This window comes from Streptomyces corchorusii (genome assembly GCF_001514055.1).
In the GTDB taxonomy this organism is placed as follows: Bacteria; Actinomycetota; Actinomycetes; order Streptomycetales; family Streptomycetaceae; genus Streptomyces; species Streptomyces olivaceoviridis.
The window spans coordinates 1-14,438 of sequence record NZ_KQ948393.1 but is presented as its reverse complement, the minus strand read 5'-3'; the positions used below and the strand labels follow the sequence as shown (position 1 = coordinate 14,438).

At 66.6% G+C, this 14,438-nt stretch carries 8 protein-coding genes and 9 pseudogenes; 5 read left to right on the top strand and 12 right to left on the bottom strand.

Translation table 11 applies throughout. The annotated features are described in order from the left end of the window. Positions 1-495: 495 nt before the first annotated feature. Positions 496-657 (bottom strand): annotated as a pseudogene (locus tag AQJ11_RS49020) (transposase); the annotation flags it as partial. A 298-nt stretch (positions 658-955) separates the two neighbouring features. After that, a pseudogene (locus AQJ11_RS44870) lies at positions 956-1,490 on the bottom strand (IS5 family transposase); the annotation flags it as partial. Between AQJ11_RS44870 and AQJ11_RS47960 the strand changes: the two are divergent. Next, positions 1,482-1,604: pseudogene (locus AQJ11_RS47960) on the top strand (transposase); the annotation flags it as partial. The pseudogenes AQJ11_RS44870 and AQJ11_RS47960 overlap by 9 nt on opposite strands. On the opposite strand, the pseudogene AQJ11_RS50660 reads toward AQJ11_RS47960, so the two are convergent. The 4 genes and pseudogenes from AQJ11_RS50660 to AQJ11_RS44860 form a co-directional block, all read right to left on the bottom strand. Next, positions 1,605-1,733, bottom strand: a pseudogene (locus AQJ11_RS50660) (IS5/IS1182 family transposase); the annotation flags it as partial. It lies immediately after the preceding pseudogene. Positions 1,734-2,047: 314 nt separating this feature from the next. After that, a complete protein-coding gene (locus AQJ11_RS44865) occupies positions 2,048-3,178 on the bottom strand; it encodes a terpene synthase family protein (protein WP_159061821.1) in 1,131 nt (376 codons plus the stop codon). Between the two features lie 115 nt (positions 3,179-3,293). Continuing rightward, the gene (locus tag AQJ11_RS49650) at positions 3,294-3,515 is read right to left on the bottom strand and encodes a hypothetical protein (RefSeq protein WP_159061820.1); all 222 of its coding nucleotides are present in this window, start codon (positions 3,513-3,515) and stop codon (positions 3,294-3,296) included. 394 nt (positions 3,516-3,909) lie between these two features. After that, a pseudogene (locus AQJ11_RS44860) lies at positions 3,910-4,612 on the bottom strand (transposase); the annotation flags it as partial. 707 nt (positions 4,613-5,319) lie between these two features. On the opposite strand from AQJ11_RS44860, the pseudogene AQJ11_RS52050 reads away from it, so the two are divergent. After that, positions 5,320-5,626 (top strand): annotated as a pseudogene (locus AQJ11_RS52050) (transposase); the annotation flags it as partial. A 28-nt stretch (positions 5,627-5,654) separates the two neighbouring features. Here AQJ11_RS52050 and AQJ11_RS44845 read toward each other — a convergent pair. Next, a complete protein-coding gene (locus AQJ11_RS44845; protein WP_063807763.1) occupies positions 5,655-6,344 on the bottom strand; it encodes a class I SAM-dependent methyltransferase in 690 nt (229 codons plus the stop codon). 605 nt (positions 6,345-6,949) lie between these two features. On the opposite strand from AQJ11_RS44845, the gene AQJ11_RS44840 reads away from it, so the two are divergent. Further along, a complete protein-coding gene (locus tag AQJ11_RS44840) occupies positions 6,950-7,243 on the top strand; it encodes a hypothetical protein (RefSeq protein ID WP_208616780.1) in 294 nt (97 codons plus the stop codon). Then, positions 7,240-7,603: pseudogene (locus AQJ11_RS47945) on the top strand (fic family toxin-antitoxin system, toxin component). The gene AQJ11_RS44840 and the pseudogene AQJ11_RS47945 overlap by 4 nt, the downstream one beginning before the upstream one ends. 185 nt (positions 7,604-7,788) lie before the next feature. Here the strand turns inward: AQJ11_RS47945 and AQJ11_RS44830 are convergent. After that, positions 7,789-8,367 (bottom strand): hypothetical protein, encoded by a 579-nt coding sequence (locus tag AQJ11_RS44830; RefSeq protein ID WP_159061819.1) that lies wholly within the window; start codon positions 8,365-8,367, stop codon positions 7,789-7,791. Between the two features lie 771 nt (positions 8,368-9,138). Between AQJ11_RS44830 and AQJ11_RS44820 the strand changes: the two are divergent. Next, positions 9,139-10,009: pseudogene (locus tag AQJ11_RS44820) on the top strand (IS481 family transposase); the annotation flags it as partial. A 6-nt stretch (positions 10,010-10,015) separates the two neighbouring features. Here AQJ11_RS44820 and AQJ11_RS44815 read toward each other — a convergent pair. From AQJ11_RS44815 to AQJ11_RS44800, 4 genes and pseudogenes are all read right to left on the bottom strand, one after another. Then, positions 10,016-10,862 (bottom strand): annotated as a pseudogene (locus AQJ11_RS44815) (transposase); the annotation flags it as partial. Between the two features lie 589 nt (positions 10,863-11,451). Then, the gene (locus AQJ11_RS44810) at positions 11,452-12,198 is read right to left on the bottom strand and encodes an SDR family oxidoreductase (protein ID WP_059267362.1); all 747 of its coding nucleotides are present in this window, start codon (positions 12,196-12,198) and stop codon (positions 11,452-11,454) included. Positions 12,199-12,473: 275 nt separating this feature from the next. Then, positions 12,474-13,409, bottom strand: coding sequence for an AMP-binding enzyme (locus AQJ11_RS44805; protein WP_059267361.1), 936 nt, complete (start codon positions 13,407-13,409; stop codon positions 12,474-12,476). A gap of 585 nt (positions 13,410-13,994) precedes the next feature. After that, positions 13,995-14,228, bottom strand: coding sequence for a hypothetical protein (locus tag AQJ11_RS44800; RefSeq protein ID WP_059267360.1), 234 nt, complete (start codon positions 14,226-14,228; stop codon positions 13,995-13,997). Between the last annotated feature and the right edge of the window lie 210 nt (positions 14,229-14,438).

The following is a 14,438-nucleotide window of genomic DNA, read 5'->3' as shown; positions in this document are numbered from 1 at the left end:
TGCATTCGCCCCGACCCGCGCGTTCGGGCCCGCGCAGGTACCGCTGACCCTGGAGACGATCACCGGCTGATTTTCGCGCTGTCACCGAATTCATCGCATCGCGGCCGTCCAGTCGGCGGAATGGTGTGTCCCCCCTTGGCCGGTTCGGGCTACTTGACGGGGTTAGGGCGGTCTACGCTGGCCGACCGACTGCTAGGACAGAGGGATGGGATGGGCTGTGATATCGATGTGGCTGGCGGTCGTAGCGGCGTCCGGCATCGCGCTGGCCTTGAGCTGCACACCGGCGAACGCTGCGGCGACGGCGGGACAGTTCCAGAATTTTGCGGGACCTAACCTCGATCTTTCGTGACGGCCCGTCGGGTCATCCGGCGGGCCGTTTCGGGGTGTTCGGGCTGGTGGTGGGCATGCTTGTGGCCCGGCTGTCGCGTCGGGTGGGCGCCGGGTTCCACTGCTCCGGTCTGAGGATGACTCGTTGGGACAGGACGTCGTTGCCGGTCAGCCGAGGTTCGGCAGGGCTTGTAGTCGCTCGAACGCGGTAGTGATCGACTCGGTCCAGGGCCAGTGGTGGGCAAGACGGAGCCAGCGGCGACGGCCGGTGGTCACGAGTTGGGCGGCGGAGAGCAGCCGCAGTTGCAGGCGTTTGGGCTCCCAACGGCGGACCGGCGCGCCGTCGACAACACGGCGTCCAGGCCGGCACGACGAGCGGGCTCTACCAACAGCACCCCGCCGGCCTGCGAGACCGCCCTCTCACCGCCGCCCCGGACGCGGACACGCGGATACAACCCACTACGCTTGCTCACCTGGAGAGTGCTCTTTCCTTGCGACTGACAGGACCCTCGACAAGTCCCATCGTTGCAGGTCAGGGGCACTCTCCACTTATTTGATCAAGTCTTGGACGGGCTTACTTGCGAAAGCGTGGGGCTTAGACCGTGTCCTATGTGATGAGGCGGAGCAGTCACTTGTAGCAGCAGATGGCTGCGGCGAGGCCGAGAAGGGCGAGGTAGTTGCGGGGATCGCGTTCGTAGCGGGGGCTGAGCCGGCGGTAGCCGGACATCCAGGACATGGTGCGCTCGATGACCCAGCGGTGGCGCCCTAATCGCTCGCTGGGCTCGATGCCTTTGCGCGCGATGCGGACGCCGATGCGCTTGCCTCGGAGCCACCTGCGCAGGTCAGCGCGATCGTATGCCTTGTCCGCATGCAGGCGCTGGGGCTTGAAGAACCGGCCGCGGCGAGGGTCGTGTCTCGTTTGGTGACCCTTCACCATCGGCTTCAGCCCTTCGCTGTCGTGGGTGTTATCCGCCGAAACGCCGACCAGGAGGGGCAGTCCGTTCGCGTCCGGCAGGACGTGCATCTTGGAACCCGGCTTGCCCCTGTCCACGGGGCTCGGACCTGTGTGTTCGCCCCCCCCGTCTGCACGAGGCCGTGCTGCATCGGCTCGACGACGCCGGCTTCATCGACGTCACCCGCGTCGTCCTGGACAGGCCATCATCTACGTACTGGTCAGCGGCTGCGCCCGGCGGGCTCTGCCACCGTGCTTCGGCAAATCGAAGTCGACTGCTCACCGCCGGTTGCTGATCTGGTCGAGAGCCGGTGTCTGGGGCCGCGAACAGCGTCTCATCAGGCGTGTCCTGCGTTCCCCCGCCCTGCGGACGCACCCTCGACGGAGGGATCAGCGGCCTCGCGATCTGCCACAGCCCGTCCGGAACAATCCAACTCCACGTACCCCGCCCCATGGCCTGACCAACGGCCGCCTCACCACATAGGACACGGTCTAAGAGCACCGCGTCACGGAACGCGGGCAGCCAGCCCGTACGGCCCCGGCCGCGAACCTTGGTGACCTGGTCGTCGGCGTAGTCGAAGAACGCCTGCAACTCGTCCCGGGTGAAGGGCCTCTTCGCCGCGTCGGCTTCGGTGTCCTCCACGTGCGCCGCGGCGTTCCACTCGTCTGCGAGTTCGCCGTCGACCCCGCTTACGGCTGGGCTGCGACCTGTCCCAGAGCCACCACCTATGGTTACGGGCGGCCCCCCGTTTGTGCGCGAGTCTCTCCTCACCGCGTCAACGCGTCGTCCCACCACCAAGCGATACTTTCGATGCGCAATGGTCCGGTGACGGGTAGCGTGCGTTGGCCAACGATGGGGTGAGTAGTGCCATAACGTTTTGTTGAGTTCTGCCAGTCGAGGTTCCCTCTGATCCAGTGCCCGAGCGACCGGATATAGCGTCTGGTGTACTCGGACGTGCCGGTGTATACGGCACTGAGTTGGAGGAAGCGTGCCAGCACGTGGTCACGCATGCGGAGGGCCTCGCTGAGTGCGCCGTCACCATCGAGTTCGTACTCCTGGACGAAGATGTCGCGCAGGTTGATCGTGTCATGGCCTCGCTGCGCCTCCTTGGTGTAGGAGGCGATGTCGTTATCCCAGTCGATCACGGCGCAGGCCGTCTCTATAAGAGCACGCATGAGAGGGGTTTCGAACTCGTCGGCTGGAAGTTCGTAGCCGTCAGCGATGTCGAGGAGGGTGAAGCAGACTTTCACGGCACCGGACTGGAGTCGGGCGACGACGTACTCCTCCAGAGGAGGTGTCTCACGGCGGCGCCGGTATTCCGCCTCCCAGCTCTGGAAGTGGAAGTAGGAGCGAAGAGCTTCGCGCCATCGTGCGTGCTGGACACCAGTGGCGGTGGAGTCCAGGCGCCGGCTGATATTCGCGAGCGCATCAGCATAGCGGTTGCTGCCGGTGCACATGGGCACCTCAGCGGCGCGCAGGATGCGGGACGTTTCCAGACACAGCCCGCCAGGGTCGTTGGACAGTGCGCCTTCGTCGCAGTAGGCATCATCGAAGGCGAACAGCCACAGATAAAAGTCGGCGACCATCTGGAGCACGGGATGGTGGCCATTGGGGCTGACGCGTGCGACGAGATCTCCTACTCGGGTGCTTGCCAGGCGCCAGAGCTGGTCGTCGCTGTCGTAAAGCCCTTGCTCACGTACGAAGTCGACGGCGTCGTGGTCGAGTCGGACCCAATCGGGGTGCCGGGCCGGGGGAAGAGGGCACCATAATGGGGGCAGGTTGCGAGTCATCTTTGCACGGCCTTCGGTCGCGGTCGGATCGGTGACAAGGGCGGGGCGACGGCGCACCGTCCGGCCCTGGCTGGCGGCAACCCTCTGTCCCACCAACAGCACCAGCATCAGTACCTGTGCTGGACAGTGGAACTCCGAGCCGTTGGACGCCCGGCGCCCCTTACGGCCCGTGGAACGTGATGGGCCACCAACTCTGTTGGTGGCCCATCACGGAAAAGCGTGGTTAGAAGCCCGTCCAGTCCAGACTCCATCCCCAACTGCCGGGGGTGCAGGAGTATTGCCGGTCCGGGTGCACGAACATCTCCTTGCTCATTGCCTTGTAGCAGTCATTGCTGTTCAGGTACCAGCCGACATGCCCGCTGCTTGCAGCCGCGGCCGTCGCCGTCGCCGGTAGTCCCACGGACGCACCCAAGACCAGGGCCGTCAGCAGACTCGCAGAAGCCATTGTCCGGAAATGTGACATGTTGTCTCCCAAACGTTCCCGTCCCGGCCCGAAGTGCCGGGAGCGATATCCTTGATCGCAGTGGGAACTGTTTCATCTGCTTCCTGTAGGCCGCCAGGCCTTACGGCAACCGTCACGGAACAGGGCACTTGCGGGCACTCCAGGGGAGCAAAGAAACCCTGGATTGCGGATTCTGTGTAGACCACACATCGTGCGGGGATACTCACTCCTCCGGGTCACCGGGTAGGAGGCCCTGTCGGGAGCAGTGTTCACCAGCGGCCGTCACGAATGCCAGTCCACTGAGGTTTTCAGGGTGGGGTCGGTGCATCGATAGCCAGTTCGGTGGCTGAAGTTCCCCTGTGGTCAAGACAGCTTGATACTAGTCTCGAAATTATTGGGTTCCGCCGGCGGAATCGGTGCGGATCAGGGTCCGGCGCCCGCGCCGGTACTTCTTCGGTAGCTGGGCCAGGGCCATGCAGGCGGCGGTGATGTGGTCGGCAGCCGTGTTCGAGCCCGCGTTGCCCGCCCTGAGCAGGGACGCCACAGGCTCACCGGTGCCGCCCTGTCCGTGGTCGACGAAGCACATCAAAGGGTGGTGGCCGTAGGTTCGCTTCCACGTCGGTGCGGCGTCCTCCTTGTCCGAGTACGCGATCACCAGCACCCCGTCGAGGCCGACGGTCACCGTCCTGCCCGCATCGGGTGTTTTCCCGCAACTGCCAGGCCCGCTTGCGTGCTTCGGGCCGAGCGGCACGGATCGCTGCCAGGGCCTTCTCCCCGGAGACGGCGAGGGTGTGGATGAGGCGAGAGACCGTCGGATCGGGGGCGACCGGCCCGAACATGGCCGGCTCGACTCGCAGCATGTCGACATCGGCCAGGCAGTCCCCGCCCAACGCGACTGCCAGGGCGACGTCCCGAGGACCTTCCCGGGATCATGTACGGCCCGCGGCCTTCGCCACGGTGTCAGCGCCACGGATATCGCCTGGTCGAGGCCGACCTTTGCGGACCGTTTCCACCAGCAGGACCGAGCCGACCTACGAGACCACCTGGCGGCCGTCCCCCTGGACACGGACACGCGGGTACGACGCGGTAAGCTCGCTCACCTGGAAAGTGCTCTTTCCCTCGCAGCCAACAGGACACCAGCCTGCGGACAGGCCACCTCGTGAAAGCGCGAGGCTAAGGTGTTCCTGGATTACCGGTCGAACAATGGCGTATACGTCACCGACTGCAACCTCGGTGACTATCAGACGTGGTACTGCGATCCGTCGTCACGACAGGGACAGTGCTGCGTCGGAAGGCGACCGGCTTGTGTCTGACGGTGCGCAGCGGGCAGCCAGCGATGCGTGCATGCTCCGCGTCGGACCCGGCGGCCTTCTGGCACGGGGAGAGCACGACGCTGACGATCCGGACTGACTACTATCCTCGCTCCTGTCTGCGGCGGATGACGAACGATCGGGTCAATCCGCCCTTATGTTCCGGCGATGACTCGCAGCGCTGGTATCCGACCTATTTCTGACAACGGCTAACACGATGAGGTGGATCGGCCATGTGGGCTGTGTCCGGGGCACTGGCCGAGTGTTGTCCGAGGTATGTGGGCTCATCGTGATCGGCTCGGACGGGCTGTGGGAGCGGATCGAGCTGCTGCTGCCGAAGAGGGAGCGGGGGTTCCGGTATCCGACCGGAGTCGTTGCCTAGCGGCAGGTGCCGTGCGGGATCCTGTACGTGCTGCACACGGACATCCAGCGGGAGTGCCGTCCAAGGAGTTGGGCTTCGGTTCGGGCCTGATGTGCTGGCGGCGGCTGCGGAACGGTCCCAGCTCCTGCCCCTGCTCGATGTCGTCCCGCCTGTCACGCTCCACGCCGACCGCGGCTACGACCACGACCTCTACCGCAAGCAGGTTCGCGCCCGCGGGGCGTCGTGTCCGCCATCGCACGGCGCGGCACCGAGCACGGCTCCGGCCTCGACGTCTACCGGTGGGTGGTCGAGCGGACCTTCGCGTGGCTGCACGGCGTCCGCAGACTGTTCGTGCGCTGGAACGACGAGCGGACCTCCATGAAGCGTTCCTCGAACTCGCCTGTTGCCTGATCACCCACCGACAACTCATGCCCTCGGGTTAGCCGTTGTAAGCCGGCCGATTCGGAACGGTCAGGACGTCACCCATGCGGCATAGGTCGCGAAGCGCCAATCCTTCGAGAGACAGTCCACTTGGCTGAAGCCGGCCTCCCGGAGCCAACCGAGCTGGGTATCGAGATCGATCGGGATATCGAACTTCATCCGCTCACGTCCGGCTACCCACTCGTGCGCGGGTGTGTCCTCATTGATCACATGGCGCTCGTGCTGCTCGTCATACATCTTCTCCAAACGGGGCGTACTGCCCAGCAATTGCTCCACATTGACAAAAACCCCGTCGGTACCCAGGGCGGCGCGTATGCGGGTAAAGAGATCCCGCTTCTGGTCATGTGTCAAGTGGTGGATGGCCAGGCCTGATACTACGGCGTCGAACACGCCGACTGGTATGGGATCGAGTAGATCGCCGGTACGTACTGTGATGTTGTCCTGGTTCGTGAAGCGTGAGCGCGCCTTGGCGAGCATGATCTCGGAACGGTCCACCAAAGTGAGATGCGCCCCGGGGAGTTCTTTCAGCAAGGCTGCGCTGAGCAGCCCGGTACCGGCCCCCAGGTCGAGTATGCGCGGTGCGCTCCCGACTGTCATGGCGACCGCTTGCACCGCGCTGCCATACAGAAGGTCGAACGACGGGATGAGCTGGCGGCGCAGCGCATCAAAGGTGGTCGGGTCCCAAAGGTCGTTCCCCTGGATGACGAAGTTCTGACTCATGAGGGCATCCATTCATTTCGTTGACCTGATCGCAGGGTGCCGAACGCCACGGTGGCTGAGTGTGAGGCGACAGAGGCAGGATATGGAGAGGTGGCCCAGGCATGTGCCATCCGGGCGTGTTCGGGTAAACGGCGTACCCAAGCGTGCACGATTTCGAGATGAATTTGTGATTTCACGTGAACTTCCAGTGAACGGCAGACACGTGCGTCCGGCGACCCCATGATCCGGCCCACACGGATCATCACACCGTCCGCGTGCGCGGGAGGATACTGACGACGATCTCCCCGTGGTAGGGGCTCTTGATGAGAGCGCCTCGCCGTCGCCGTGCAGCCGGCACGTCCGCACCGCGCGATCCCGGCGGACCCACCCGCCGGCAGGCCGGAGCGTTCCGGCCGCCTCCCGCAGCGGAACCCGTCCCCGTACGTCAGTGCCGTCTGCGGGGGTGCGGGCGGAGGAAGAGGTGGGGCAGGAAAGATGTGCGAGGTGGCATGGGGCGTGTGCCGGTGTCTCATGGCGGTGCCGTCAGCGCCCAGTCGTCGTCAGGCATGGCGACGCGCCGGCCGCAGTCCTGGCGGGGCTGTCCCGGCAGTGGTACCGGCGATATCATGACGAAGGCCATGAACCGGCGCTTCCCCGATCCAGCCCTGCGTGCCGCGGGCGAGGCCGCCGCGAAGCGGGAACGTGTCAGCCTGCAGGATTACATCCTGTCGGTTGCGTACGCCCGGGCCACCGCGGTGGACGACCGTATCCTCGACGCGTCCAGGGTGTCGATGTCGCGCAGCGGTGACGCGTTCGCCGACGAGGCCGGCACGGCCGGTTCCGGTGCGCAGCAGTGTGAGGCGGAGTTTCAGGCGCGGTGTGAACTCGAGGAGCAGCAGGAGCGGGGTTACGCCGCGTGACGCAGAACGAACCGCTCCATCCGCTGGACGTCGCCTTCCTGCTGCACGCCGCCGAGCTGCTGCCCGGTGATCCTCAGGTGGACGACTACGGGCCGCTCTACGCGGCGGCCGGCCGGGTCAACGCCGGGGCGATGGAACCCGACATCTACGGCTCGGTGTACTTCAAGGCAGCCGCGCTGCTCCAGACACTGGCGAAGCTGCCGTCTCTGGAGCACTTCAGCGAGGCGTACCTGGCCCCTGAACGGGCACCGGTTCGACTACCCGCCCAAAGAGGCCGTCGCCCTGGTGCGGGACGCCGCTTCCGGCACGGCGGGCGTCGGCCTGATCGGCCGCCGACTGCGATCCTGGGTCGTGTCGTGACCGGGGTTCGGCTTTGCAACACTGATCCGCGCGTGTTGGGTCTGCCGGCGCGGCCCGTGCGGCTGACCCAGCGTGCTCTCCACACGGGGCGGTAGTGACGTTGGTGCCGCGGTAGTTGGCCTGCTGCACGGGCTGAGGTGCCCTACTTGCCGACTACTCGGCCGCGGCGGTGCTCGCCGCGGCCCTTAAGCAGTGTGTGAGGCGGTGCGGTCGAGCGGGCGGTGCTCGACGCGTTCAGCGTGCCGCAGCCGCTGGTAGCGGGGTGCGTGGCGGCTGGTGAGGTGCTGGCGGGTGCTGCCGGTACTCCACCACGCGCGGTGGAACGATCGGCTAATCGGGGACTTCACCACGCCGCTGGGTGACCACACCCCTGTCCGCCCCGCCAGCACGGCACCGGCATCGGCACAGGCGTCGGCATGGGCGGTGAGATCGGGCTCGCGGAGGTTGAGCGCGTACGGTTGCCGCACGGAGCCGGGGCGCGTCGAGGTGAGCGCCATGGTCACCTTCGAGGACCCGGTCTGGGAGGTGGCCGCCGTGGTCGGTGCGTCGGTGCGGCTGGCCGACGAGCACGGGCAGACGGCCAGTGTGCCCACCTCGTCGCTGTTCGACGAAGCCCCACGTAATCCGGGGGCAGCGATTACCGACCCGGCCCGCTTGCGGCGGCATGAACGATGCTTCGAATGGGCGGAGCCGTCACCGGCTGGGAACCAGAACGAAGCGGCCGATGGCGTCCTGGCGTATTCGCCGAAGCTCGATCCGCTCACCAGCGAACTCGATCCCCGACCGTGCGCTATGGTCCAGCAGCTCACTGCTGGCCCGCCGCACCCCCTCACACGCCGCTTCAGGGGCCTGGAGGGCGCCGTCCATGACGTAGTACAGCCAGACACAGCGTCGATCTCCCGTGAAGAACTGCAGACCCACCAGCCACTTGGCATCGCGCTCGGCAGTGCAGGCAGGGTCGGCCGACACCGTCCCTGCGGGGACGTCGGCACGGTGTGCCGGCCTAGGCGTGCCTTCCCGGCCAGAGAGACCGCTGATCACGGAGATCCGAGCCGTGTGAACATGAAACGAGAACATCTTGCTGCCTCATATCCCCTGGGACTGAAACGATCACGTGGCTACAGGACTCACCGGGTCACAAGGGCCACCTGACACCACAAGGACCTGTCCGCATGATGTTCCGTTTTGTGACAGGAGCGGACACCCTTGCTCTCGACCCGGTCACAGTGACAGACCACGGAACGATCACCCTCGTGGCTACGCGATGGAGCACCCAGGGGAGCTCTGACCCGGGCCTGATACCGCGTGGTCGAGCGGTTGGCACCGGAAGATCTGTGGGTGTTGTCCAAAGGGCGGTGCCGTCGGCACCTGTGCGCCAGCAGGCTGGAGGGCAGAGTCGGCGAGGGTTCGCTAGTTGTTCTGCTCGGGGAGGTTGTGGACGGGTGAGTCAGGTCTCGGCTGAGGGATCTTGAACAGGTGAGGGCCCTTCCGGTTCGGTGTGGATTGCGACGTCGACACCAACCAGAAAGGCCCTCGTGGTCCACCGTAATGCACCCCTGACCGAGACCGGTCGCCTGCGCCTGGCCCGCTGCGTGGTCGAGGACCGCTGGCCGTTGCGGCGGGCCGCCGAACGCTTCCAGGTCTCACCCAGCACGGCCCAGCGATGGGCCGACCGCTACCGGCACTTCGGCGAGGCAGGTATGCGCGACCGCTCCTCCCGCCCGCACTCCAGCCCCCGTCGTACCCCGACCCGCACCGAACGCCGGATCATAGGTCCGCGTTCTGCGCCGCTGGGGCCCGGTACGCATCGCGCACCTGCTGCACCTGGTGCCCTCGACCGTGCACCGCGTGCTGACCCGCTACAGGCTGGCCAGCCTCGCCCACCTGGACCGGGCCACCGGCCGCGTCATACGCCGCTACGAACGCGACCGGCCGGGCGAGCTGGTCCACGTCGACATCAAGAAGCTCGGCAACATCCCCGACGGCGGCGGCCACAAAGTCCTCGGCCGCCAGGCCGGCCGCAAGACCCGCGCCAACACCGGCTACAGCTACCTCCACACCGCCGTCGACGACCACTCCCGCCTCGCCTACAGCGAGATCCACACCGACGAGAGGAAGGAGACCGCCACCGGCTTCTGGACCCGGGCCCAGGCGTTCTTCACCGGCTGCGGCATCACCGTCGAACGGGTGCTGACCGACAACGGCGCCTGCTATCGCTCACGCGACTGGCGAAACCTGCTGGCAGCAGCCGGGATCACACACAAGCGAACCCGGCCCTACCGGTCCCAGACCAACGGCAAGGTCGAACGCTTCAACCGCACCCTGCTCGACGAATGGGCCTACGCCCGCCCCTACCGCTCCGAGCAGGAACGACGCGACGCCTTCCCCGCCTGGCTGCACACCTACGCGGTCAATACACCGGGTCTGAACCGTGTGGTTGGGGTAGTTCGAGTCGGCGATGGTGAACTGCCGCAGCGGCCCGAAGTGGGCCTCGATCGGGTTTGCCCACGAGGCGTAGGGCGGCGTGAAACACAGCTCGACCTTGTGCTTCTTCGCCCGGCGGCCAATGCCGGCGCCTTTGTGGGCGGACAGGTTGTCCAGGATCACGTAGATCGGTGCGCGGTCGGGCCGGGCGGTGCGGATCGACTTCAGGCGGCCAGAGTGTTCCCGGAGCCCTTCCCGCGGCGGTTGATGCCCCACAGGGTGTCGTCGCCGACCGAGAGTAGCCGTGGAAGTACCGGACTCCATGGGTGCGGTGGCAGGCAGTCGGTCGGGGTGCTTCTGTTCGGCCCAGCCCGAGCCGGCGGTGGGCCGGATTCCGAGTGGGCCGAACTCGTCGAACGCAAGGACCCGGTCCGGGAAGCGGTCCAGGACCTCCTCGATGCGGCCGAGCTTGGCGTCGCGGTCGGGATCAGGGGGTTCCTTCCAGGTCTCGGTGCACTGGAAGGTGATGCCACGGCGGGCCAGCAGGCCGCCTAACGTCTCACGGCCGATGTGGATGATCCGACCGTGGACTTTCCGCAGAGGCGGTCCAGGCAGGCCAGGTCGATCTCGTTGAACCGGTAGATCACATCGCCCACGGTGTCCTCGTCGGCCTGGACCAGCTGGGCGATCACCGGCACCCGGTTCCCGCCGGCCGAGGCCAGCAGCATCATCGCGCGCCGGTAGCGCACCGAGCTGGTGCTGCCCCGGCGCACGATCTGCTGCAGCTTCTGCCCCCCTGGTCGGTCAGTCGGCGCACACGGACAGGCTTGGCCACCGCGCCTCCAGCGATCGGTTCGGACGTCACCGCACATCCAACCGTCATGACCGCCAACCCGGCGAACCTATGCGGTCAGAGCACTAGTGCCGGTAGCGCTCATTTTCTTGGCCACAGCAGTCGGACCTCAGGCTGCTGCAAGATCACGCCAACTGAAACGCATGGATACCGGCGAGCGGTAGCCCGTTCTGTCCATGCGTGAGCCAATTGCCGTCGATGCTGAGGAGTATCCTGCATGCTCGCATACAAGGCGTAGCGCTCTGTGACGACGATCGATGAAGGCGACCAGCGGGGAGGGGATGCCTTGATCCGCGCCAGGCGAGTCATCCAAAGGCGGGGGAGCGAACTGATCCGATAGGAGTGTGCCGTGCCCCCAGAAGGGGGGCACGGCACGAGGCGGGACCGGCGAGGCTCCTGACGTCGGCTGTTTGGGGAGTGAGACACCAGCCGGACGATCAGGGGCCTCGTCGCACACCGGGCCTACCGACCAGTGGGCCGTCACATCCGATCGCCCCAACGGCGCGCCGGCGTACGCCGATGTGATCGTGGCGTGGGCTCGTCCGCTCCTCGCCAGGACCGTTCGCGCCCGTTACTTCTGCTGTGCGAGCCACTCGTCGAAGTGGACTTCGCCGATGTGCGCGTCCGGGCCCGGGAGCAGGGTGTCGTCCTGGATCTTCGCACCCCAGTAGGTGCCGTTCGGGTCCGCAACGACCTTACGCGTGTCCTGCTTCGCGGCAAGCTCCTTGCGGATCAGCTCGGGCAGTTCGAAGACGTCGGGACCGGCCACCTCGGTGATGGCGTTGAGGGGCTCACCGACGGCGGTGCGGCCGACCGCCGTGGCGACATCGTCGGAGAAGACCGGCTGGATCTTTACGGGGAGGAGGGTCACCGTGTCACCGTCGGTCGCCTGGTCGGCGAGACCCTTGGCGAACTCGAAGAACTGCGTCGCGTGGACGATCGAGTAGGGGATGCCCCCGTCCTTGATCAGATCCTCCTGTACCTGCTTGGCGCGGAAATAGCCGCTGCCCTGCAGACGGTCCGTACCGACCACGGACAGGGCGACGTGGTGGCCGACGCCTGCGGCCTTCTCCGCCTTGAGGACGTTGGACGTCGAGGTACGGAAGAACTCCATCACGTCGTCGTCCGCGAAGGACGGGGAGTTCGAGACGTCGACGACGACCTGGGCACCCTGGAGGGCCTCGTCCAGGCCTTCGCCGGTGAGCGTGTTGACACCGCTGTTGGGAGAGGCGGGCACGGCCTCATGACCGTGTTCCTGCAACTTGGCGACCACCTTGCTGCCGATGAGCCCGGTTCCGCCGATGACGACCACCTTCATGATCAACCCTTTTGATGTGTCGCACAAATCTGCGATGTGGAAGTGGAGCGCTGCGCGCTACCTGTTTGACCAGGGTCGAACGAGATCTGTGACAGGGCATCGGCCGTTCTGCGTGAAACCTTGCGCTCCCAGACCGCCGGCAGCCGCTAGTTCGGTGAGCACCCCCGCACCCATGTTGCGTGATCCGTATCCTCCTCGACCGCATCGAGCGGACCCGGTGCCGAGAAATCGGCCTCGTCCGGGAGCATTGCGTGTGGCCTTGCCAAAGGGAGAGCTCAGCTGGGTGCAGGCTCCGCCCGGCGTGTGGCGACCAGCGCGGCGAGGGCCGCCAGGTCGGGCTGGCACATGACCTCCGCGGCCCTGATCCGGATCGGGTAGGTGCTCTTGAGCAGCGCGACCAGGCGTGCGACAGCCAGTAAGGTCCCGCCCGATTCGGTGAGGTTGTCGGCCGGGGTGAGGTGGGGCTGGTCGAGCAGTCGGCGGCAGGCCGCAAGGAGGAACGCCTCGGTGTCCTCGGCCTGCGAGAGCTGTCGGCTCCGCGCCACCTCGGTGACGGACGTCTTGGCAGCGGCCTGGCGGGCGAGCAGCGCGCGGTCGACCTTGCCGTTGGAGTTGAGCGGCAGTGTGTCGACGAAGCGCACCACGGCGGGCACCGCCTGTTTCAGTACCCGGGCGCGAACGGTGGCTAGCACGGCGTTCTCGTCGGCCCGCGCACCCGCGACGAGCAAGAGGAAGGCGGCGAGGCGAAGACCGCCGCCGGCGGCCTGGAACGGGACCACGACGGCGCGCCGCACCGAGTGATGCGTTTCCAGAGCGGCCTCGACCTCGGCGGGTTCGGCGCGCGCGCCGCTGATCTTCACCTGCTCGTCCAGGGGCCCGAGGAATTCCAGGAGTCCGTCGGGGCGCATCACCGCTTTGTCACCAGTCCGGTAGACGCGCTCCGCATACGGCCGACCGGCGGGGGCCGGCACGAACCGTTCGGTGGTTCGCCGCGGGTCCACGTAACCGAGTGCCAGTCCCGCACCGCCGATGCGGACCTCGCCGGCCTGCCCTCTGGGCACGATCCGGCCGTCCTGGTGGTTGATGAAGACCGTGTAACCGGTCAGGGGGCTGTCCGATCGGCACGGCGGCGGCCGGGTCGTCGCTCTCGGGTCGCACACGTGGGGGGTGGTGAGCACGGTGGCTTCGGCCGGGCCGTACACGTTGTGCACGGCCCCCGCGCACTGCGCGGGGGCCGCGTCAGCATCCGGTCACCGCCCACGAGGATGTGGCGCAGGGCCAGGTGAGCCGGCCACGGCTGGGTGAAGCCAGTTCGGCGAGCGGGGTGGGCAGCAGATAGTGGGTGAGGCTCGACTCCTGCCACCACTGGAACAGTTCTGCCGTCGAGCCACGGGCGTCCTCGGGTGCGACGTGCAGGGTGGCGCCCGCCGACAGTGCCTCCCAGAGATCATCACATGTTGTGAAAAGTATGAGTGTGGCCCTTGAGTAGAGCGCAAGGTGCCGACGCCGGGGACTCCCCGGTCCGACGCGGCTGGTGGCCGCGGAGTCCGCGGCAAGGCCCGGCATCGTCTGCGAGCAGCGAGTTCGCGGACCATCCGACGGGAAGACAGCCTGCAAAGTCACAGCCGCGGCAGGGAGTCGCGGTGGCTACCCGACATGGACAGACCGATCTCCGCCCGGCGTTCCACCGGGCGGAGATGAATGGCTGACGGCCCTGGCCGGCTCAGGAGTCGTGCGCGGAGTTGCTTCCACTGCTCACCGAGGGGTCGGGCCCGACTGCCGACGGTCCGACTACCCTACTTCCCGGCCCAGAGCCACCAGACTCCCTGCACGTCCCTGTTGCAGTAGAAGTAACCGCTCACGTTGGCGTTGTACCAGTTGGCGACGCTCTGGCATTCCCCCTGGCTGCTGTACGACGACATACGGGTGTCGGCGTGTGCGGCGCCCGCGGTCCCCAAGGCGACCCCCAGGGTCACGGCGGTGACGACACCGATGGAAGCGGCTGCCTTCTTGATGCGGTGGGCTATCACTGCAAGTACTCACCTTCGCTGCATGTGCTTGGAGTCGACGCGTACCGGAATGCCGACCGGACGGGACGTGCATCGCGTCCCTGAGTGCCAGTCAGCAAGAGCATGACACGTGAGACCGCAACTCACAATGGCACACCGTTCAACAGTGGGGGTCCGCCTTCGTCGCCCGCCCGCCTCATCTGTACCGATCGCGCCTGCTCGCGCCCTAGG

Bases quoted from the DNA above. Each gene is read 5' to 3' on its own strand.
- AQJ11_RS44865 (WP_159061821.1), bottom strand. From the start codon at position 3,178: ATGCTGGTGCTGTTGGTGGGACAGAGGGTTGCCGCCAGCCAGGGCCGG.
- AQJ11_RS49650 (WP_159061820.1), bottom strand. From the start codon at position 3,515: ATGGCTTCTGCGAGTCTGCTGACGGCCCTGGTCTTGGGTGCGTCCGTG.
- AQJ11_RS44845 (WP_063807763.1), bottom strand. From the start codon at position 6,344: ATGAGTCAGAACTTCGTCATCCAGGGGAACGACCTTTGGGACCCGACC.
- AQJ11_RS44840 (WP_208616780.1), top strand. From the start codon at position 6,950: ATGACGAAGGCCATGAACCGGCGCTTCCCCGATCCAGCCCTGCGTGCC.
- AQJ11_RS44810 (WP_059267362.1), bottom strand. From the start codon at position 12,198: ATGAAGGTGGTCGTCATCGGCGGAACCGGGCTCATCGGCAGCAAGGTG.